General features: G+C 62.8%; 18 protein-coding genes. 15 read left to right on the top strand and 3 right to left on the bottom strand.

Annotated elements, in window-relative coordinates:
- Window positions 1–166: 166 nt before the first annotated feature.
- The 15 genes from gyrA (at window position 167) to O3301_RS15610 (ending at window position 17089) form a co-directional block, all read left to right on the top strand.
- On the top strand, window positions 167–2851 hold the full coding sequence (gene gyrA, locus O3301_RS15680; protein WP_251349945.1) for a DNA gyrase subunit A: 2685 nt from the start codon (window positions 167–169) through the stop codon (window positions 2849–2851).
- A 107-nt stretch (window positions 2852–2958) separates the two neighbouring features.
- Window positions 2959–3543, top strand: a complete 585-nt coding sequence (locus tag O3301_RS15675; RefSeq protein ID WP_289906215.1) for a DUF2059 domain-containing protein — start codon at window positions 2959–2961, stop codon at window positions 3541–3543.
- Window positions 3544–3570: 27 nt separating this feature from the next.
- Complete coding sequence (serC, locus tag O3301_RS15670) at window positions 3571–4662, top strand: 3-phosphoserine/phosphohydroxythreonine transaminase (protein ID WP_099665148.1); 1092 nt, start codon at window positions 3571–3573, stop codon at window positions 4660–4662.
- Window positions 4663–4745: 83 nt separating this feature from the next.
- A complete protein-coding gene (pheA, locus tag O3301_RS15665) occupies window positions 4746–5816 on the top strand; it encodes a prephenate dehydratase (RefSeq protein WP_092612019.1) in 1071 nt (356 codons plus the stop codon).
- Window positions 5817–5860: 44 nt separating this feature from the next.
- A complete protein-coding gene (hisC, locus tag O3301_RS15660; protein ID WP_289906213.1) occupies window positions 5861–6967 on the top strand; it encodes a histidinol-phosphate transaminase in 1107 nt (368 codons plus the stop codon).
- A gap of 4 nt (window positions 6968–6971) precedes the next feature.
- Window positions 6972–7877, top strand: coding sequence for a prephenate dehydrogenase/arogenate dehydrogenase family protein (locus O3301_RS15655; RefSeq protein ID WP_305056821.1), 906 nt, complete (start codon window positions 6972–6974; stop codon window positions 7875–7877).
- A 17-nt stretch (window positions 7878–7894) separates the two neighbouring features.
- Window positions 7895–9250, top strand: a complete 1356-nt coding sequence (gene aroA / locus O3301_RS15650; RefSeq protein WP_305056820.1) for a 3-phosphoshikimate 1-carboxyvinyltransferase — start codon at window positions 7895–7897, stop codon at window positions 9248–9250.
- 15 nt (window positions 9251–9265) lie between these two features.
- Window positions 9266–9934 carry a (d)CMP kinase gene (gene cmk / locus O3301_RS15645; RefSeq protein WP_099665145.1) on the top strand — a complete coding sequence of 223 codons (669 nt, stop codon included), beginning with the start codon at window positions 9266–9268 and terminating at the stop codon, window positions 9932–9934.
- 141 nt (window positions 9935–10075) lie between these two features.
- Window positions 10076–11788 carry a 30S ribosomal protein S1 gene (gene rpsA / locus O3301_RS15640; RefSeq protein ID WP_071650172.1) on the top strand — a complete coding sequence of 571 codons (1713 nt, stop codon included), beginning with the start codon at window positions 10076–10078 and terminating at the stop codon, window positions 11786–11788.
- 17 nt (window positions 11789–11805) lie between these two features.
- On the top strand, window positions 11806–12111 hold the full coding sequence (locus O3301_RS15635) for an integration host factor subunit beta (RefSeq protein WP_008446215.1): 306 nt from the start codon (window positions 11806–11808) through the stop codon (window positions 12109–12111).
- A gap of 124 nt (window positions 12112–12235) precedes the next feature.
- Window positions 12236–12538: a lipopolysaccharide assembly LapA domain-containing protein gene (locus tag O3301_RS15630; protein ID WP_077400759.1), complete on the top strand. Its 303-nt coding sequence runs from the start codon at window positions 12236–12238 to the stop codon at window positions 12536–12538.
- Between the two features lie 46 nt (window positions 12539–12584).
- Window positions 12585–13760, top strand: coding sequence for a lipopolysaccharide assembly protein LapB (gene lapB / locus O3301_RS15625; protein ID WP_077400762.1), 1176 nt, complete (start codon window positions 12585–12587; stop codon window positions 13758–13760).
- A 139-nt stretch (window positions 13761–13899) separates the two neighbouring features.
- Window positions 13900–15267 carry a UDP-glucose/GDP-mannose dehydrogenase family protein gene (locus O3301_RS15620; protein ID WP_099665144.1) on the top strand — a complete coding sequence of 456 codons (1368 nt, stop codon included), beginning with the start codon at window positions 13900–13902 and terminating at the stop codon, window positions 15265–15267.
- Entirely contained in the window at window positions 15264–16217 is a 954-nt protein-coding gene (rfaE1, locus tag O3301_RS15615; protein ID WP_077400769.1) for a D-glycero-beta-D-manno-heptose-7-phosphate kinase, read from the top strand. Before O3301_RS15620 ends, rfaE1 begins: the two co-directional genes overlap by 4 nt.
- Window positions 16218–16381: 164 nt before the next feature.
- Window positions 16382–17089, top strand: a complete 708-nt coding sequence (locus tag O3301_RS15610; RefSeq protein ID WP_305056819.1) for a helix-hairpin-helix domain-containing protein — start codon at window positions 16382–16384, stop codon at window positions 17087–17089.
- A gap of 86 nt (window positions 17090–17175) precedes the next feature.
- On the opposite strand, the gene O3301_RS15605 is transcribed toward O3301_RS15610, so the two are convergent.
- The 3 genes from O3301_RS15605 to O3301_RS15595 form a co-directional block, all read right to left on the bottom strand.
- Complete coding sequence (locus tag O3301_RS15605) at window positions 17176–18021, bottom strand: sterol desaturase family protein (protein WP_305056818.1); 846 nt, start codon at window positions 18019–18021, stop codon at window positions 17176–17178.
- Window positions 18022–18098: 77 nt separating this feature from the next.
- Window positions 18099–18857 (bottom strand): PEPxxWA-CTERM sorting domain-containing protein, encoded by a 759-nt coding sequence (locus O3301_RS15600; RefSeq protein ID WP_305056817.1) that lies wholly within the window; start codon window positions 18855–18857, stop codon window positions 18099–18101.
- A 230-nt stretch (window positions 18858–19087) separates the two neighbouring features.
- Window positions 19088–20653 (bottom strand): phospholipase D family protein, encoded by a 1566-nt coding sequence (locus tag O3301_RS15595; protein WP_305056816.1) that lies wholly within the window; start codon window positions 20651–20653, stop codon window positions 19088–19090.
- Between the last annotated feature and the right edge of the window lie 98 nt (window positions 20654–20751).

The raw sequence follows: 20751 nt of genomic DNA, 5'->3' as shown, positions 1-20751 counted from the left end.
CCGCCAGCCCGCCGATTTGTTCCGGCACTCTGCGACATGGAAGCCGGGCCGCGCCAGCAGCGCGCGGCGCGGCGTCCACGACGACAGCCACCCAGGATATGCAGTATTGCGTCATACATTGCGTAACAGATAAGTTAACCACAGCCTGAGATCAGTCGAACCGCCAATGGATCAATTCGCAAAAGAAACAATTCCTATTTCCCTCGAAGAAGAGATGCGCAAGAGCTACCTCGATTACGCCATGAGCGTGATCGTCGGTCGCGCCTTGCCCGATGCGCGCGATGGCTTGAAGCCAGTGCACCGTCGCGTCTTGTTCGCGATGCATGAAATGAACAACGTGTGGAACCGCCCTTACGTCAAGTGCGCCCGCGTGGTCGGCGAAACCATGGGTAAATACCATCCCCACGGCGATGCCTCGATCTACGACACGCTGGTGCGCATGGCGCAGGATTTCTCGCTGCGCTACATGCTCGTCGATGGCCAGGGCAACTTCGGTTCCGTCGACGGCGACGGCGCCGCGGCGATGCGTTACACCGAGTGCCGCCTGGACAAGATCGCCAGCGAGCTGCTGGCCGATATCGACAAGGACACCGTCGACTTCCAGCCCAACTACGATGGCAAGGAAAAGGAACCGACGGTCTTGCCGACGCGTATCCCCAACCTGCTGATCAATGGCTCGTCCGGTATCGCGGTCGGCATGGCGACGAACATTCCGCCACACAACATCACCGAAGTCATCGACGGCGCGCTGCACGTGCTGCGCAACCCCGAGTGCACGATCGATGAATTGATCGAGCTGATCCCGGCGCCGGACTTCCCGACGGCCGGCATCATCTATGGCGTGTCCGGCGTGCGCGACGGCTACCGCACTGGCCGCGGCCGCGTCGTCATGCGCGCCAAGACCCACTTCGAAGAATACGGCAAGGATGGCGGCCGCATCGCCATCATCGTCGACGAGCTGCCATTCCAGGTCAACAAGAAATCCTTGCTGGAACGCATCGCTGAAAACGTGCGCGACAAGAAGCTCGACGGCATTTCCGACATCCGCGACGAATCCGACAAGTCGGGCATGCGCGTGGTGATCGAGCTGAAACGGGGCGAAGTGCCGGAAGTGGTGCTGAACAACCTGTACAAGCAAACCCAGTTGCAAGACACCTTCGGCATGAACATGGTGGCCCTGGTCGATGGCCAGCCGAAGCTGCTCAACCTCAAGCAGATGCTGCAATGCTTCCTGTCGCACCGCCGCGAAGTGGTGACGCGCCGCACCGTGTTCGAACTGCGCAAGGCGCGCGAACGCGGTCACGTATTGGAAGGCCTGGCTGTCGCGCTGGCCAACATCGATGACTTCATCGCCATCATCAAGGCCGCGCCGACGCCACCGATCGCCAAGGTCGAGCTGATGGCCAAGGCCTGGGACTCGTCCGTCGTGCGCGAAATGCTGGCCCGCACGGGCGACGGCTCGACGCCAGGCGGCATCGACGCCTACCGTCCGGAAAACCTGCCGAAGCACTATGGCATGCAGGGCGATGGCCTGTACAAGCTGTCGGACGACCAGGCGCAGGAAATTCTGCAAATGCGCCTGCAGCGCCTGACCGGCCTGGAACAGGACAAGATCGTCAACGAGTACAAGGACGTGATGGAACATATCGCCGACTTGCTCGACATCCTGGCCAAGCCGGAACGCGTCACCGTCATCATCACCGACGAAATGACGGCGGCGAAGAACGAATACGGCGCCGGCAACAAGGATGTGCGCCGCTCGCAGATCGAATTGAACGCGACCGACCTGGAAACGGAAGATCTGATCACGCCGCAGGACATGGTCGTGACCCTGTCGCACACGGGCTACATGAAGGCCCAGCCGATCACCGAATATCGCGCGCAGAAGCGCGGCGGCCGCGGCAAGCAGGCCATGGCGACGAAAGAGGAAGACTGGATCGACCAGCTGTTCATCGCCAACACGCACGACTACATCCTGTGCTTCTCGGATCGTGGCCGCATGTACTGGCTGAAGGTGTGGGAAGTGCCGCAAGGCTCGCGCAATTCGCGCGGCAAGCCGATCGTCAACATGTTCCCGCTGCAGGACAACGAAAAGATCACCGTGATCCTGCCGCTGTCGGGCGAGAACCGCACGTTCCCGGAAGACCATTACGTGTTCATGTCGACCAGCCTCGGTACCGTCAAGAAGACGCCGCTGAAGGACTTCAGCAATCCACGCAAGGCCGGCATCATCGCGGTCGACCTGGACGACGGCGACTTCCTGATCGGCGCGGCGCTGACCGACGGCCAGCACGACGTGATGCTGTTCTCCGATTCGGGCAAGGCTGTGCGCTTCGACGAAAACGACGTGCGTCCGATGGGCCGTACGGCGCGCGGCGTGCGCGGCATGAACCTGGAAGAAGGCCAGCACGTGATCGCCTTGCTGGTGGCCGAGAACGAGCAGCAGTCGGTGCTGACAGCCACGGAAAACGGCTACGGCAAGCGTACGCCGATCACCGAGTACACGCGCCATGGCCGTGGCACGAAAGGCATGATCGCCATCCAGACCAGTGAGCGCAACGGTAAAGTGGTTGCCGCGACCCTGGTCGATACCAGCGATGAAATCATGCTGATCACCACCGGTGGCGTATTGATCCGCACCCGCGTGTCGGAAATCCGCGAGATGGGCCGCGCGACGCAGGGCGTGACCCTGATCGCCGTGGAAGACGGCACCAAGCTGTCCGGCCTGCAGCGCGTGGTGGAGACGGATATCGACGAAGTCGAGCTGACGACGGAGGCGGGCCAGGAGGCTGCGGCCGCGCCGGCAGCGGCTGAACCGGCCGATCCTGTCGACCCGGCGCAGCCGGAGTAAGATGATTGGGGCTCTTTCGGGAGCCCCAATTGCTGTTGGCGTGCCAGTTGCGGCGCCAGCCTGCGTACCCCCAGATAGTTCCCCGCTTTTGTAAAGTCCCGCATGCCATGAGAAAAATCGTCGCCACCTTCTTCGCCGCGTTTTCGCTGGCCTTCCTTGCGACCCTGCCGGCCCTGGCCCAGAGCACGCAAGCCACGCCCGCCCGCCAGGCGGCGCCCAGCCCCGCCATGAAGGTGGCCGTGCGGCGCATGCTCGACGCGATGCAGTTTCCGCAACTGACGCGCAACATCTTCGACCAGATGCTGCAATCGGTGCCGGCCATGATCCGCCAGTCGGCGCAGCAGCAAATCAGCAGCAACCCGAACCTGGACGAGCAGCGCAAGGCGCGCGCGCTGGCCAGCGCCGAGGAAGAAATCCCCCTGGCCATCGCCACCCTGACACAGGTGCTGGCCGACCCGACCCTGATCGACGAACTGGCCGCCGAAATGGTGCCCCTGTACGCGCGCTTTTACACGGTGCCCGAAGTCGAGCAGCTGACGACCTTCTACAAGACGCCGCTGGGCCGCAAGATGCTGGCCACCATGCCGCAGCTGTCTGCCGAATCGATGGCCATCAGCCAGCGCGTGCTGATCCCGCGCGTGAATGCGGTGCTGGACCAGGTCATGCGGGCGGCCACGCAGGCGCCCCAATAAGATTTCCATTTTGCCAAGGACCGTATCGTGACCCATATCTACAATTTTTCCGCCGGCCCCGCCGTCCTGCCCAAGGAAGTGCTGGCGCAAGCGGCTGCCGAGATGCAGGACTGGCATGGCAGTGGCATGTCGGTGATGGAAATGAGCCACCGTGGTCCCGAATTCATTTCCATCTACCAGCAGGCAGTGGCCGACCTGCGCGAGCTGCTGGCCGTGCCCGACAACTACAAGATTCTGTTCCTGCAGGGCGGTGGCCTGGGCGAGAACGCCATCATCCCGATGAACCTGGTGGGCCTGGCCGCGCAGCAGCCGGCCACCGTGGACTTCGTGCACACGGGCTCGTGGTCCGGCAAGTCGATCCAGGAAGCGGCCAAGTACGCCAACGTCAACGTGGCCGCGTCGTCCAAGGCCGCCCGTTTCACGGGCGTGCCGCCGGTCGCCGAATGGCAGCTGACGCCAGGCGCCGCCTACCTGCACATCTGCACCAATGAAACCATCGACGGCGTGGAATTCCAGCAGGCGCCGAACGTGCCGGCAGGGACCACCATCGTGGCCGACATGTCGTCGCACATTTTGTCGCGTGTTATTGATGTATCGCAATATGGCGTCATCTTCGGCGGCGCGCAGAAAAATATCGGCCCGGCCGGCCTGACCCTGGTCATCGTGCGCGAAGACTTGCTGGGTAAGGCGCTGCCGATCTGCCCGTCGGCCTTCGACTGGAGCATCGTGGCCGAACATGAGTCGATGTACAACACGCCGCCCACCTACGGCATCTATATCGCCGGCCTGGTTTTCCAGTGGCTCAAACGCCAGGGTGGCGTTGCAGCCATGGAACAGCGTAATATTGAGAAAGCGGCGCTGCTGTACGCGGCGCTCGATGCGGACGACTTTTACCAGAACCGGGTCGCCCCAGAATACCGCTCGCGCATGACCATCCCGTTCTATCTGCGCGATGAAAGTCTGAACGACGCATTCCTGGCCGGCGCGAAACAGCGCGGCCTGCTGCAACTGAAGGGCCACAAGTCCGTCGGCGGCATGCGTGCATCGATTTATAACGCGATGCCGATCGAGGGCGTGCAAGCCCTGGTCAACTATTTGAACGAGTTTGCCGGACGCTGAGTCGCCTAGACGACCGCGCCGGCCCGCCGCCGGCGCAGGCCGCGCGGCCATGATTGAAGTACAGCTGACGAAACAAACCAACCATGACCGATAAATTGAAACCGCTGCGCGAACAGATCGATGCGATCGACGCGCAAATCCTCGAACTGCTGAACCGCCGCGCGCAAATCGCCCAGCAAGTGGGCCACGTGAAGGCTGAAACGCAGGCGCCCGTGTTCCGCCCCGAGCGCGAGGCGCAGGTGCTGCGCGGCGTGGCCGAACGCAATCCCGGCCCCATGGGCGACCGCGAAGTGCAGACCATCTTCCGCGAAATCATGTCGTCCTGCCGCTCGCTGGAAAAACGGGTCACTGTGGCGTACCTTGGCCCGGCCGGCACTTTCAGCGAACAGGCCGTGTACCAGCAGTTCGGCAGTGCCGTGGAAGGCTTGCCATGCGCGTCCATCGACGAAGTATTCCGTTCCGCCGAGGCGGGAACGGCGGATTTCGGCGTGGTGCCGATCGAAAATTCCTCGGAAGGCGCCGTCAACCGTACCCTGGACATGATGCTGCAGACGAGTCTCATCATCAGCGGCGAGGTGGCGATTGCCGTGCACCACAGCCTGATGACGAAGAGCGGCAACATGGATGGCGTCACCTCCATCTGCGCCCATTCGCAGGCGCTGGCGCAGTGCCAGGTGTGGCTGAACCAGAACTACCCGCACATCGCGCGCCATGCCGTGGCCTCGAACGCCGAGGCGGCCCGCATGGCCGGCGAAGACGGCACGGTGGCGGCCATCGCCAGCGAACTGGCGGGCGCGCAGTACAAGCTGGGCGTGGTCAAGGGCCATATCCAGGACGACCCGCACAACCGCACGCGCTTTGCCGTCGTCGGCACCTTGCAGACGGCGCCGTCGGGCAAGGACCAGACGTCGCTGGTGCTGGCCGTGCCGAACAAGGCGGGCGCCGTGTACCAGTTGCTCGCGCCCCTGGCGAAACACGGCGTGTCGATGACGCGCTTCGAGTCGCGCCCGGCGCGCATGGGCAGCTGGGAGTATTATTTCTATGTCGACGTGGAGGGCCACGTGCACGACGCAGCCGTCGCCCAGGCGCTGGCCGAGCTGCAAAGCAATGCGGCGTTTTTCAAGGTGCTGGGGTCATATCCTGTCAGCCTGTGAAGCTGTAGCTATTCTTACAATCACCCACTTTTTTAAAGAACACCATGTCTAAAAATATCGGTCCAGAATACGTCCGCGCCATCGCCCCTTACCAGAGCGGCAAACCGATCGCGGAAGTCGCGCGCGAATTCGGCCTCGACGAGGCAGCCATCGTCAAGCTGGCGTCGAATGAAAACCCGTACGGCATGCCGGAATCGGCCAAGCAGGCGATGATCGCCGCCATCGATGACCTGGGCCGCTACCCGGACGCCAACGGCTTTGACTTGAAAGCCGTGCTGTCGAAGCGCTATGACGTGCCGGCCGACTGGATCACCTTGGGCAACGGCAGCAACGACATCCTGGAAATCGCCGCGCACGCCTTCGTGCAGCATGGCGAATCCGTCGTGTACTCGCAGTATTCGTTCGCCGTGTACGCGCTGGCCACGCAAGGCCTGGGCGCGCGCCACATCGTCGTCCCGGCGCAAGCCTATGGCCATGACCTGGACGCCATGGCGGCGGCGATTGCCGACGACACGCGTCTGATTTTCATCGCCAACCCGAACAACCCGACGGGCACCTTCCTGACGGCGGCGCAGCTCGAAGCCTTCCTGCAGAAAGTGCCGGCGCATGTCGTCGTCGTGCTGGACGAGGCCTACAACGAATTCCTGTCGGCCGACGAGCAGTACGAGTCGACGGCGTGGGTGCGCCAGTATCCGAACCTGGTGGTCTCGCGCACCCTGTCGAAGGCGTATGGCCTGGCCGGCCTGCGCATCGGCTTCGCCATCGCCCAGCCGGTGCTGACGGATTTGATGAACCGCATCCGTCAGCCATTCAACGTCAACTCGCTGGCGCAGGCGGCCGCGATTGCCGCCCTGAACGACAAGGCCTTCCTCGAGCAAAGCGCGCGCAACAACGCGGCCGGCTACCAGCAGTTTACGGAAGCGTTTGCGCAACTGGGCCTGGAATACGTGCCGTCGCACGGCAATTTTGTGCTGGTGAAGGTGGGCGACGATGACGAAGCGGGTGCGCGCGTGAACCTGGCGCTGCTGAAACAGGGCGTGATCGTGCGCCCCGTCGGCAGCTATGGCTTGCCGCAATGGCTGCGCATTTCCATCGGCCTGCCGCAGGAAAACGCCATCTTCATCGCCGCGCTGACGAAAGCGCTGGCTTGACGCCATGACGACGCCTGCACTGAAGAAGGTCGTCATTTTTGGCGTAGGCCTGATCGGCGGATCGTTCGCGCGCGCCTTGAAACATGCGGGCGTGGTTCAAACCGTAGTCGGCATGGGCCGCTCACGCGCCTCGATGGTGCGCGCGCTCGAACTGGGTATCATCGATGAAATCGGCGGCGACATGGCGCAAGCCTTGCATGGCGCCGACCTGGTGCTGCTGGCCGCGCCCGTGGCGCAGACGGGCCCCATCCTGGCATCCATCGCGCCGCACCTGCAGCCCGGCACCATCGTCACCGATGGGGGTAGCACGAAGAGCGACGTGGTGGCGGCCGCGCGCGCGGCGCTCGGCGGCAAGGTGGGCCAGTTCGTGCCCGGCCACCCGATCGCGGGGCGCGAGACGAATGGTCCCGACGCCGCCATCATTGATCTGTATCAAGGCAAGAAAGTGGTGCTCACGCCGCTGGCGGAAAACGCCGCGGACGACGTCGAGCGCGTGGCGGCCGCCTGGCGTGCCTGCGGCGCCATCCTGCACACGTTGACGCCCGAAGAACATGACAAGGTGTTTGCCGCCGTCAGCCATCTGCCGCATTTGCTGGCCTTTGCGCTGGTCGACGACATCGCCAACAAACCGCACGCGGGCCTGCTGTTTCAATACGCTGCCAGCGGCTTTCGCGACTTTACACGCATCGCCGGCTCATCGCCGGAAATGTGGCGCGACATCAGCCTGGCCAACCAGCCGGCGCTGCTGCACGAACTGGACGCCTACCTGGCGCAGTTGACGACCTTGCGCGCCCACCTGGCCGCGCACGACGGCGCCGCCATCGAGGGCGTGTACGCGAACGCCCAGCACGCGCGGCAGCAATGGATCGAGGCGATCGAGACGGCGGAAGCTCCCGCGCCCGCACAATAAATATCAAGGATTCCAGCATGACCCAGACCAAGCACTACCCCCACCATATCGACTTGAAACCGGTGATGCACGCCGAGGGCACGGTGCGCTTGCCCGGCTCGAAAAGCATTTCCAACCGCGTGCTGCTGCTGGCCGCGCTGGCCAAGGGCACGACGAAGATCGTCGACCTGCTCGCCTCCGACGACACCTTCGTCATGCTGACGGCCCTGACGTCGCTGGGCGTCAAATGGACGCAGGACGAGTTGCAGGGCGACCCGGCCACCGCGCACCAGATCCACCACGTGGAAGGTTGCGGCGGCGTGTTCCCGCACCACGAGGCTGACCTCTTCATGGGCAATGCCGGCACGGCGATCCGCCCGCTGACGGCGGCGCTGGCCGTCATCGGCGGCGACTACACCTTGCACGGCGTGTCGCGCATGCACGAGCGCCCGATCGGCGACCTGGTCGACGCGCTGAACGCCGTCGGCACGCAGATCGAATACACGGGCGAGCAGGGCTTCCCGCCGCTGCGCATCCGCCGCGGCCACATCCATGCGCAGCGCATCGCCGTGCGCGGCAACGTGTCGAGCCAGTTCCTGACGGCCCTCTTGATGGTGGCGCCGCTGATGGCGCGCGACCATGCCGTCACCATTGATGTCACGGGCGAACTCATTTCCAAGCCGTACATCGAGATCACGCTGAACCTGATGCGCCGTTTCGGCGTGACGGTCGAACATGACGGCTGGCAGTCGTTCACCGTGCAGCCGGGCCAGCAATACCAAAGCCCGGGCACCATCCACGTGGAAGGCGACGCTTCGTCGGCCTCGTATTTCCTGGCGGCCGGCGCCATCGGCGGCGGCCCCGTGCGCGTGGAAGGCGTGGGACGCGACAGCATCCAGGGCGACGTGCGCTTCGTCGAAGCCTTGCAGCAGATGGGCGCGACCATCACCATGGGCGAGAACTGGATCGAAGCCCGTTCCAACGGCGCGCTGAAAGCCGTCGACATGGACTTCAACCACATCCCCGACGCGGCCATGACGATCGCCGTGGCCGCCCTGTACGCGGATGGTACCAGCACCTTGCGCAATATCGCCAGCTGGCGCGTAAAAGAGACGGACCGCCTGGCCGCCATGGCCACGGAGTTGCGCAAGCTGGGCGCGGAAGTGGAAGAGGGCGCCGATTACCTGCGCGTGACGCCGCCGGCGCAGATTCTTGCCGCCACCATCGACACGTATGACGACCACCGCATGGCCATGTGCTTTTCGCTGGCTTCGCTGGACGGCGCCGCGCGCCGCGGCAACGAGATGCGCATCAACGACCCGAAATGCGTGGCCAAGACCTTCCCCGAGTATTTCGCCGCCTTCGCGGGGATTGCCAAAGACTCTTTGATTTAATTGATTGCTAACACTATGCCGACCTCCAACATCCCAGTCATCGCCATCGACGGCCCCACCGCTTCCGGCAAGGGCACGGTGGCGCACCGCGTGGCAGACAAGCTGGGCTTTCATTACCTGGACTCGGGCGCGCTGTACCGCCTGACGGCCTTGAGCGCGCTGCGCCGCGGCACGGACTTGCGCGACGAGCACGCGCTGGCCAAGCTGGCCGAACACTTGCCCTGTCATTTTGCGGGCGGCGAGATCCTGCTGGCGCATGAAAATGTCACGGAGCAGATCCGTGCCGAAGAAGTGGGGAATACGGCGTCGAAAATTGCTGTTTTACCAACTGTTCGCCATGCCTTGGTCGGTTTGCAGCTGGGCTTTCGCAAGACGCCGGGCCTGGTGGCCGATGGGCGCGATATGGGCACGGTGATCTTCCCGCATGCCCCATTGAAGGTGTTCCTGACCGCCAGCGTCGAGGCGCGCGCGCAACGGCGCTACAAGCAATTGATAGACAAGGGTTTTTCTGCTAATATGGAAGACCTTCTGATGGATTTGCAGGCGCGGGACGAACGTGATACTCACCGTGCGATTGCGCCGCTGGTTCCCGCGGAAGGGGCGCATGTCCTCGATACCTCGGCCATGACGGCAGATGATGCTGTCGAAACCGTGTTGAAATGGTATGCCGCAGTTGCAAAATAAGCAGCAAAATAGCGTGTATTGATGTGTAGTGCGTGCTATGTGGTGCCCGTTGACGGCTCCTGGCCTGTCCGGGTGTGTCAAAAACCTAACCCAGTTTAAGTCGCATCGTGCGATCTCTGCTGGATAACCTGTGTGAACCCTATGTCTACTGTTACAACTAACGAATCTACCGGTATGGAAAGTTTTGCTGCGCTCTTCGAGGAATCGTTGTCGCGTCAAGATATGCGCTCCGGCGAAGTTATTTCCGCTGAAGTCGTGCGCCTCGACCACAATTTCGTGATCGTGAACGCTGGCCTCAAATCCGAAGCATTCATCCCTGTCGAAGAATTCAAGAACGACCACGGCGAACTGGAAGTCAAAGTTGGTGACTTCGTTTCCGTGGCGATCGAATCGCTGGAAAACGGTTTCGGCGATACCATCCTGTCGCGCGACAAAGCCAAGCGTCTGGCTTCGTGGCTGGCTCTGGAAAAAGCGATGGAATCGGGCGAAATCGTCGTCGGTACCGTCAATGGTAAAGTCAAAGGCGGTCTGACCGTGTTGACCAACGGCATCCGCGCATTCCTGCCGGGCTCGCTGGTTGATACCCGTCCTGTCAAAGACACCACCCCATTCGAAGGCAAAACCCTCGAATTCAAAGTGATCAAGCTGGATCGCAAGCGTAACAACGTGGTTCTGTCCCGCCGCGCCGTCATCGAAGCTTCGATGGGCGAAGAGCGTCAGAAACTGATGGAAACGCTGAAAGAAGGCACGGTCGTGACCGGCGTCGTCAAAAATATCACCGACTACGGCGCGTTCGTGGATCTGGGCGGTATCGATGGCCTGCTGCACATCACCGACCTGGCATGGCGCCGTGTACGTCACCCGTCGGAAGTTCTGACGGTTGGCCAGGAAATCACCGCCAAAGTCCTGAAATACGATCAAGAGAAAAACCGTGTTTCGCTGGGCGTGAAACAACTGGGCGACGATCCTTGGACCGGTCTGTCCCGTCGTTACCCACAAAGCACCCGTCTGTTCGGTAAAGTAACGAACCTGACCGACTACGGCGCGTTCGTTGAAGTGGAACAGGGTATCGAAGGTCTGGTACACGTTTCCGAAATGGACTGGACGAACAAAAACGTTGCTCCTAACAAAGTTGTCCAACTGGGCGACGAAGTAGAAGTGATGGTTCTGGAAATCGACGAAGAGCGTCGTCGTATTTCGCTGGGCATGAAACAGTGCAAAGCCAATCCATGGGACGACTTCGGTGTTACCCATAAGAAAGGTGACAAAGTCCGCGGCGCGATCAAATCGATCACCGACTTCGGCGTGTTCATCGGCCTGGCCGGCAACATCGACGGTCTGGTGCACCTGTCCGACCTGTCCTGGACCGAAACCGGCGAAGAAGCCGTGCGTCGCTTCAAGAAAGGTGACGAACTGGAAGCCATCGTTCTGGCCATCGACGTTGAGCGCGAGCGCGTTTCCCTGGGCGTCAAGCAACTGGAAGGTGACCCATTCAACAACTTCGCAGCCATGAACGACAAAGGCTCGCTGGTAACCGGTACCGTTAAATCGGTTGAGCCTAAAGGCGCCGTGATCCAACTGTCCGAAGAAGTTGAAGGCTACCTGCGCGCTTCCGAAATCTCGCGCGACCGCGTTGAAGATGCTGGTACGCACCTGAAAGTCGGCGACACCGTCGAAGCAATGGTGTTGAACATCGACCGCAAAGCCCGTGGTATCCAACTGTCGATCAAAGCGAAAGACAACGTTGAAACCCAGGAAGCCATGCAGAAGATGGCAGCTACCGACAACAACGCAGCTTCGGGCACCACCAGCCTGGGCGCCTTGTTGAAAGCTAAGTTCGATAACAAGAACTAAGACTGCGGATACGGCAGATGACAAAGTCCGAGCTGATCAACCGCCTCGCTGAGCGTTATTCTCAGCTGGTGGCGAAAGATGCGGAGTATGCCGTCAAGACCATTCTCGATGCGATGACCAACGCCCTGGCGACCGGTCAGCGTATCGAGATCCGAGGTTTTGGCAGTTTTGCCCTGAACAGCAGGCCCCCGCGCATCGGCCGCAACCCGAAATCCGGCGACAAGGTGATGGTTCCCGAAAAACGGGTACCCCACTTCAAGCCGGGCAAACAGTTGCGCGAGCGGGTGGACGCGATGGTCGGACAACCGATCATCGAGGATTAATCGTCTGCTGGAAGGCGACATAGAAAGCGGCGTCCTTGGATGCCGCTTTTTTTTGTTAATATGTTCTAAGTTTATGCCCTGTCGGCATTCACACCACCTTGTGTAGCTTTCTCTGGACCTATCGATGAAAATCATCTCCACCATCGTTGGCTGTGTTCTCTTCGTCCTGTTCTTCAGTTTTGCGCTGAAGAACGCGCAGGTTGTCGACCTGCATGTTTTCCTCAATTATGAAATTCGCGGCCCCCTGGTCCTGATGCTGCTGGGCTTTTTTGTCGCCGGCGCCAGCCTGGGCGTACTGGCCTTGACGCCGACCGTGTTCCGTCACCGCCGCGAAGCGAGCAAGCAAAAAACCACCATTGCCGCGCTGCAGACCGTTGGCGTGGCCAGCAATGTCCAGCCGCAACCGGACAGCGTGAGCGCGCAGTAAGCGGCGCCATCGCTCCTATCTCTCTTACTCGAATAAAAACAATCGCATGGATTTTGAACTCTGGTGGCTCTTGGGTATCCCCGTGTTTTTCGCGCTGGGCTGGATTGCCGCGCGTGTTGACATTCATCAACTGGTGTCCGAATCGCGCAGCCTGCCGCGCAATTACTTCAAGGGCTTGAATTTCCTGCTCAATGAGCAGCATGACAAGGCCATCGACGCCTTCATCGAAGTCGTCAAGCTGGACCCGGAATCGGCCGATATGCACTTTGCGCTGGGCAATTTATTCCGCCGCCGCGGCGAGACGGAGCGCGCCATCCGCGTGCACCAGAATTTGCTGGCGCGCCCGGACTTGCCGCTGGAGCAGCAGGGCCATGCCGCCTATGAACTGGGCATGGATTACCTGAAGGCGGGTCTGCTGGACCGCGCCGAAGAAACCTTCAACAGCCTGGTCGACACGCAATATGCGGCCCAGGCGCGCCGCGCGCTGCTGGAAATCTACCAGCGCGAAAAGGAATGGCCACGCGCCATCGAAGCGGCCGTGGGCTTGCAGGAATCGGGCGCCGGCGCGCGCCAGAAGGAAATCGCCCAGTTCTATTGCGAACTGGCGCATGACGCGCTGGTGCACATGAAGCCGGACGAAGCCATGCCGCTGCTGGAAAAAGCCTTGCAGACGGACCGCAAGAGCGTGCGCGCCACCATCCTGACGGGCGACGTGCTGCTGGCGCGCGGCGACGTGGAAGGCGCGCTGACCACCTGGCGCCGCGTGGAGCAGCAAAGCGTGCCGCACGTGGCCCTGGTGGCGCAGCGCCTGATGGACGGTTATACCAAGCTGGGCCGTCCACAGGAAGGCGTCAACCTGCTGCGCTCCTACCTGGAAGAGGCGTCGTCGATCGACCTGATCGAAGTCGTCTTCAAGGCCGTCATCGAGCTCGACGGCGTGGAAGCGGCGAAACAGCTGGTCAGCGCCGAGCTGCGCCGCACGCCGACCCTGCTGGGCCTGGATAAACTGCTGGAAGCGCGCATGATGGATGCGCCGGCCGCCATCTGGTCGGAGCTGTCGATGGTGAAAAACCTCGTGCACGGCTATACGCAGAAGCTGGCCCGCTACCAATGCAGCCACTGCGGCTTCAAGGCGCGCCAGTTCTATTGGCATTGCCCGGGCTGCAACAAGTGGGAAACCTACCCGCCGCGTCGCACGGAAGAACTCAACGTCATGAATTAGTCGTGCCCAGCACAGGGCTCATGGCTGCGTTGCAGCGCCTCGCCGTACTATTCGTACTGTCTTCGGCGCCGCGCCTCGCCCTGAACCCTGTGCTGTGCACTTGCAGGTCAGATATATATATTACAAATACGGCACAACCATGAAAATCACCATTATCGGCACGGGCTATGTGGGCCTCGTGACGGGCGCCTGCCTGGCGGAGCTGGGCAATGACGTCTTTTGCCTCGACCTCGACGTACAGAAGGTCGCCTTGCTCAACAGCGGCGGCATCCCCATCCATGAGCCGGGCCTGGAAGAAGTCGTGGCGCGCAACCGCGCCGCCGGCCGCATGACCTTTTCCACCGACGTCGAGGCTGCCGCCGCGCACGGCGTGATGCAATTCATCGCCGTCGGCACGCCGCCCGATGAAGACGGTTCGGCCGACCTGCAATACGTGCTGGCCGCCGCGCGCGGCATCGGCAAGTACATGACGGACTTCAAGGTCATCGTCGACAAGTCCACCGTGCCCGTCGGCACGGCCGAAAAAGTGCGCGCCGCCATCCAGGGCGAACTCGATGCGCGCGGCGTGGCCGCCACGTTCTCGGTGGCGTCGAATCCGGAATTCCTCAAGGAAGGCGCGGCTGTCGAAGACTTCATGCGCCCGGACCGCATCGTCATCGGCGTCGACGCCACGCCGGACGGCGAACGCGCGCGCGAATTGCTGAAAAGCCTGTACGCGCCGTTCAACCGCAACCACGAGCGCACCTACTGGATGGACGTGCGCTCGGCCGAATTCACGAAATATGCGGCCAACGCCATGCTGGCCACGCGCATCTCGTTCATGAATGAGCTGGCGAACCTGGCCGACAAGGTGGGCGTCGATATCGAAGCCGTGCGCCACGGCATCGGTTCCGACCCGCGCATCGGCCACAGCTTCCTGTATGCCGGTTGCGGCTACGGTGGTTCCTGCTTCCCGAAAGACGTGCAGGCGCTCGAGCGCACGGCGCGCGGCCACGGCCAGGAATTGCTGATCCTGCGCGCCGTCGAAGCCGTCAACGACCAGCAAAAGCAGGTGCTGGGCCGCAAAGTGGTCGCTCGCTTCGGCGAAGACTTGACGGGCCGGCATTTTGCCGTCTGGGGCCTGGCCTTCAAACCGAATACGGACGACATGCGCGAAGCGTCGGCCCGCGTGCTGCTGGCCGACTTGCTGGGGCGCGGCGCCACCGTGGCCGTGTACGACCCCGTCGCCATGGCCGAGGCGCGCCGCGTGCTGCAACTGGACTTGACGCCGGAGCAACTGGCCAAGGTGCGCTTTGCCGACAGTCCGAAGGATGCGCTGCAGGACGCCGATGCGCTGGTCATCGTGACCGAATGGAAAGCCTTCCGCAGCCCCGACTTCGAGCAGGTCAAGGCGCGCCTGAAGCAGGCCGTCGTCTTTGACGGGCGCAACCTGTTCGAGCCGGCCGTCATGGCCGAGAATGGCATCGAATACCACGGGATCGGCCGCTCGATCCTGACGCGCGCATGAGCGCCCAAGAGGTGGTCGCCTTGACGGCGCCGGCCGCGTTGGCCCAGGTACGCCTGCTGGTGGTGGGCGATGTGATGCTGGACCGCTACTGGTTCGGCGACGTCAGCCGCATCTCGCCGGAAGCGCCCGTGCCCATCGTGCGCATCGAAAAGCGCGAGGAACGCCTGGGCGGCGCGGCCAACGTGGCGCGCAACGCGGCCGCGCTGGGCGCGAAGACGAGCTTGCTCGGCGTGGTGGGCGATGACGAGGCCGGCAGCCAGGTCGAGCGCCTGCTCGAAGGCGGCGGCATCCACAGCTATCTGCAGCGCGATGCGGCCATTTCCACCATCATCAAGCTGCGTGTGATCGGCCGCCAGCAGCAGATGCTGCGCATCGATTTCGAGGATGCGCCCAGCGATACGGTGCTGCGCGACAAGCTGGCGCAGTTCAACGCGCTGCTGCCCCATTATGACGTGGTGATCCTGTCCGACTACGCCAAGGGCAGCCTGGTGAACGTGGCCGAGATGATCAAGGCGGCCCGGGCCGCCGGCAAGATCGTCATGGTCGACCCGAAAGGCGATGATTTCAGCCGCTATTCAGGTGCGTCAGTGCTCACTCCGAACAAGTCTGAACTGCGCCGCGTGATCGGCAGCTGGAATACGGAGGAGCAACTCACGGAGCGCGCGCAGCAGATGCGCGCGCAACTGGGCCTGGACGCCTTGCTGCTGACCCGTTCCGAAGAAGGCATGAGCTTGTACACGGCCGATGAGGTGCTGCACATGCCGACCGATGCGCGCGAAGTGTTCGACGTCTCGGGCGCCGGCGACACGGTGATCGCCACCATGGCAGCCATGCTGGGGGCCGGCATGGCCCTGGGCGACGCCGTGCGCACGGCCAACCGCGCCGGCGGCATCGTCGTCGGCAAGCTGGGCACTGCCACCGTCACCCGCGACGAGCTGTTTTCGCAGTAATATGTTGTATCGCCTGCGCCGGACCGTTTGATCTGGTGCAGGTTTTCCCGCAGTTCTGCAGTCCCATCTTGTCAACCGTATCACGCTACAGCCGTTAAGCCGTTAAGGCGCTGTTCCTCCCTTGCGTTCGAGTCATCTTGAAACCACATCACGGAGAGATACCCATGTTCAAAAAAATACTGCTGGCCATCGCCACCCTGATCGCGACGATGGGCTTTGCCTTTGCCCAGGTCGATGTCAACAAGGCGGACCAGGCGGCACTCGACAGCGTCAAGGGCATCGGCCCCGTCACGTCGAAAGCCATCGTCGATGAACGCACCAAGGGCGGCGCCTTCAAGGATTGGGCCGATTTCGAAAGCCGCGTAAAAGGTATCGGCCCGAAAAGCTCCGTGAAACTGTCGGAAGCGGGCTTGCAAGTGAATGGCCAGGCCAAGTCCGGCGCGCCAGCGGCACCCGCTCCGGCGGCGAAAGCTGTCCCGGCAAAAAAGGATGCTGCAGTGAAGGAAGTTGCAGCGAAAGAAGCCGCACCGAAGCCAGCTGCTGCGACCGACACCGCTGCGGCACCAGCCAAGTCGGCCGCTGAAGCGAAGAAGGAAGCTGCTGCCGCCAAGAAAGAAGCCAAGGCCGCTGCCGCTGCCGCCAAGAAGGAAGCCGCCGCCAAGGCAGTGCCTGCTGCTGCGCCGGCTCCCGCTGCTGCCGCGGCCGATGCCGCCCCTGTGAAAACGGCTGCCGAAACGAAGAAGGAAGCTGCTGCTGCGAAGAAAGCAGCAACGGCGGCCAAGAAAGAAGCCAAGGCTGCGGAAGCGGCTGCGAAGAAGGAAGCCAAACTGGCTGCTGCCGACGCGAAGAAGGCAGAAGCCGAGAAAAAGTAAGCGTGTTGCTGTAAAGCGTGTTGCGTGGTGGTGCCGCGCAGCACGAGAAGAAAACCCCGCGTGGTACCGGCTGCGCGGGGTTTTTTTTATTCCGCGGCCGGAACTTCCCGCTTGCCGGTGGGCCGGAATGGCGCCGCCAGTTGCCCGGCCAGCGACTTCGGCATGTGCGCCTCGATGCCGCAGGCATCGGGCCATGTGCGCGGCAAGTGATGGGTGCCGAACACCCGGTCCAGCACGGGCAGGGTCGACGCATAGTTGCGGTTGATGTGTTCGAATTTGCTGTGGTGCCAGTGGTGGAAGGCGGGCGTGGCCACCAGCCATTCCAGCGGGCCGAAGCGCCAACGCAGGTTGGCGTGGATGAAGAAACCCCAGACGGTGCCGATCAGCAGCAAGAGCACGGGTGCCGCGCTGCCTGCCGCGCCGGGGCCGGCCAGCCCCAGCAAATACAGCGGTGTCAGGCCGAACAGGCGCGTGACGACCATGTCGACGGGATGGGTGCGCGTATTGGCGAGGAAATACAGCTGTTCCGTGCTGTGGTGCACGGCATGGTAGCGCCACAGCCATGGAATTTCATGGCTGAGCCTATGCCCCCAGTAAGTGCCGACTTCGCCGATCAGCAAGCCCAGCAAAAGCTTGCCCCACAGGGGCAGGGTAGACAAGGTGGCGGGGATGGCGTCCGGCAGCAGGTGCTGGCCGGCGACGGCGAGCAGGGCCAGCGGCGCGGCCAGCAAGGCGGCCGGCAGCAGGCTGCTGATGAAATAAAAGCCCAGGTCGCTGAGCAGTTCCGTGCGGGAGCGCTCCGCGTGGCGTTCGCCAAACAAGCGCTCGAGCGGCACGAAGATCACGGCCAGCAGCACCAGCCACAGGCTCAGGCGCAGCACATCGACGGCGATGCCGGGCAGGTGGGTTTGCAGGGTGTGCAGCAGGCTCATTTCATTCCATCAGGTAAGAAACAAAAAAATCCGGACAAGGCTGGGCTGGTCCGGATTCTGTCACGCGCGCTGGCGGCTCAGGCTGCTACAGCAGCCTTGCGGCGGCGTGCCATGAACCCCAGAAGGCCCAGGCCGCCGATCAGCATGCCCCAGGTCGACGGTTCCGGCACGGCCGACACCAGCGACACGCCGTCGAGCAGCATGAATGGCGGCGCGCCGGACGGGCTGCCCTTGGCCATGAACGACAGCAATTCGCTGCTGTTGGCGGCCGTGAAGGTCATGCTGGCCTGGTGCCAGCCCGTGAAACCCTGGCTGACGTTGGCCAGGGACGCCGTCTGCTGTTTGCTGTTGCCCAGCGACACATCCCAGTAATTGACCAGGTTATCGCCACGGAAGCCCACTTGCTGGGCCGCGCCGTAGGAAAAGCTCAGGGTATACGCCTGGCCGGGGATCAGGCCGCTGACTTGCTGCGTGACGGGGCCGGGAAAGTAATCCCAGTCGGCCGCCAGCACATTGCCGCCCGTCGGACTGGCGCCCAGACCGTTTTGCGGGCCGTGGCCGCTGTACGAATTCGGACCCCACAAGGCCAGCGCCGTCGCGGCGTTGGTGTCGTCGATGTTGTTACCGTTCAAGACGAAGTTATAGCCTTTGCTGGACCAGTCGCTCAGGTAGGTGCGGTCCGTGCGCGCGTACGTGCCTTCGTTCAGCTGTTTCGAGGTGCCGTTGCTGGTCAGTTCGAAATCGCCATTCTTGACCAGATTGGTCGTGGCAGCCTGGGCGGTGGTGACGCACAGGGAAGCGGCGGCCAGCGCCAGCAAGGTAGATGTTTTACGCATGATAAAGCTCCAAAAGTGACAGGGTAGTGTTGCAGTCTGTCGGCGAGCTTTTGGCCAACGTTTATTCAATCGCGGAAGGGGCGAGAAAGGTACTTCAGGGACAGCGGTGGTGTCCCGTTGCAACGATTATAGCAGCGTTTGGCAAAACGGCATCTAACATGTCTCGAAAACAACAAATATTTTTAGATGGCAATCTTGCCAGGATTAAAGTTTTTACATGCCGCGCACGCCTACAGCTGCGATTCGATCGGCAGCCAGCGCATCACGGACACCAGCGTGCGGCGCCAGAAGCCTGCTTCGGGATCGTGCGTCCACACCTTGGCGGGCTCTTCGGTAGCGTCGGACCAGCGCAGGGCGCCGTTGTCGAGGAACACGCGGTAGCTGGTGTCGCTGGCCGTCGAATGCTGGAACAGCGCGCGCATGTCGGCCGCCAGCGCGGCATCGTCGAACAGCACGCCCATTTCCGTATTCAGCTGGGCCGAGCGGGGATCGAGGTTGAAGGAGCCGACGAAACCCCGCTGGCTATCCACCACGACGGCCTTGGTATGCAGGCTGGCGCGGCTCGACCCCATCAGGCTGATGCGCTTGCGGTGCAGGGTCTTCAATTCATACAGCTCGATGCCGCCGCCCAGCAGCGCCTGGCGGTAGCGCGCATAGCCCGCATGCACGAGGGCCACGTCGGTGGCGGCCAGCGAGTTGGTCAGCACCTGGACCTGGACGCCAGCGGCAACCTTTTTACCCAGGGTCTGCGTCAGTTCCGCGCCGGGCACGAAGTATGGCGAGGTCAGCAGTGCTTCCTGGCGCGCGTCCGTCAGCAGCGGCAGCAAGCTGTGCATGAGCCAGTGCTCGCTGCGCTGCAAACTGGCCACGGGCGCAGCTTTTTCCGGCGGGTCCGACAATACTTGCACGTGCGTGCTCCAGTGCAGGCGCAGGCGGCCATCGAGGTGGGCTTGCAGCTGGCCCGCATCGGTCAGCTGGCGCAGGTAGGGCGAGGCGCCCAGTTCACCGGTCAGCGCGTCGAGGCGGGCGCGCACGGCCTGCAATTCGGGAGCGCCCGCGTTCTTGCCGGCGTGCAAGGCGCTGATGGGAATGACGGCGCGGCTGTTCCAGAAGCGGTCGAAGATGTCGCTCGTCTGCTGCACGGCGGGGCCCACCAGCAGCAAGTCGGCATCCTGGAAATTGACTTGTTCTGCGGCATCGAAGTATTCGTCGCCGATATTGCGCCCGCCGACGAGGGCGACCCTGCCGTCGACGATCCAGGCCTTGTTGTGCATGCGCCGGTTCAGGCTGACGGCGCGCAAGGCCATTTCCATGGCGCGCAACCAGATGCCGTCGCGGTTGCGGCCCGGATTGAAGATGCGCACGTCGATCAGCGGGTGGCTGTCGAGCGCCAGGATGGCGGCGTCCTGGCCCCGCGCGTTGATATCGTCGAGCAACACGCGCACGCGCACGCCACGGTCGGCCGCGCGCAGCAGTTCGCGCACGAGCAGGCGTCCCGTGACGTCGTTATGCCAGATGTAGTATTGCAGGTCGATGCTGCGGCCCGCTTCGCGCGCGCTCAGGGCGCGCAGGGCGAACGCTTCCAGGTTGTCGTCGATCAGCGCCGTGCCGCTGTGGCCCGGGCGTTGCGCCAGCTGCGGCGCCAGCACGCGGTCGAGCAGGGTGGCATCCACCGCCACGGGCAAGGCCATTCCTGGCGCACCCAGCGACCGCTCGGCGAAACGCCCGTAGCTGTACAGCGCGGCGATGCTGAGCACGGTAAACAAGGTGGCCAGCAGCAACAGTTTGACGAGCATGCGGCGCACCGTCAGCGGACCGCGGGCATGTTGCGGCGCGAGGAAAGCTTGGCGGTGTGGGGCATGCGGACTCTTTCAGCTGGATGGCAACAGCCGAT

The organism is Janthinobacterium sp. SUN211, from assembly GCF_030587315.1.
Lineage (GTDB): Bacteria > Pseudomonadota > Gammaproteobacteria > Burkholderiales > Burkholderiaceae_D > Janthinobacterium > Janthinobacterium kumbetense.
Note: the sequence above shows the minus strand (reverse complement) of the source record. Positions and strands in the feature narration are given on the sequence as shown.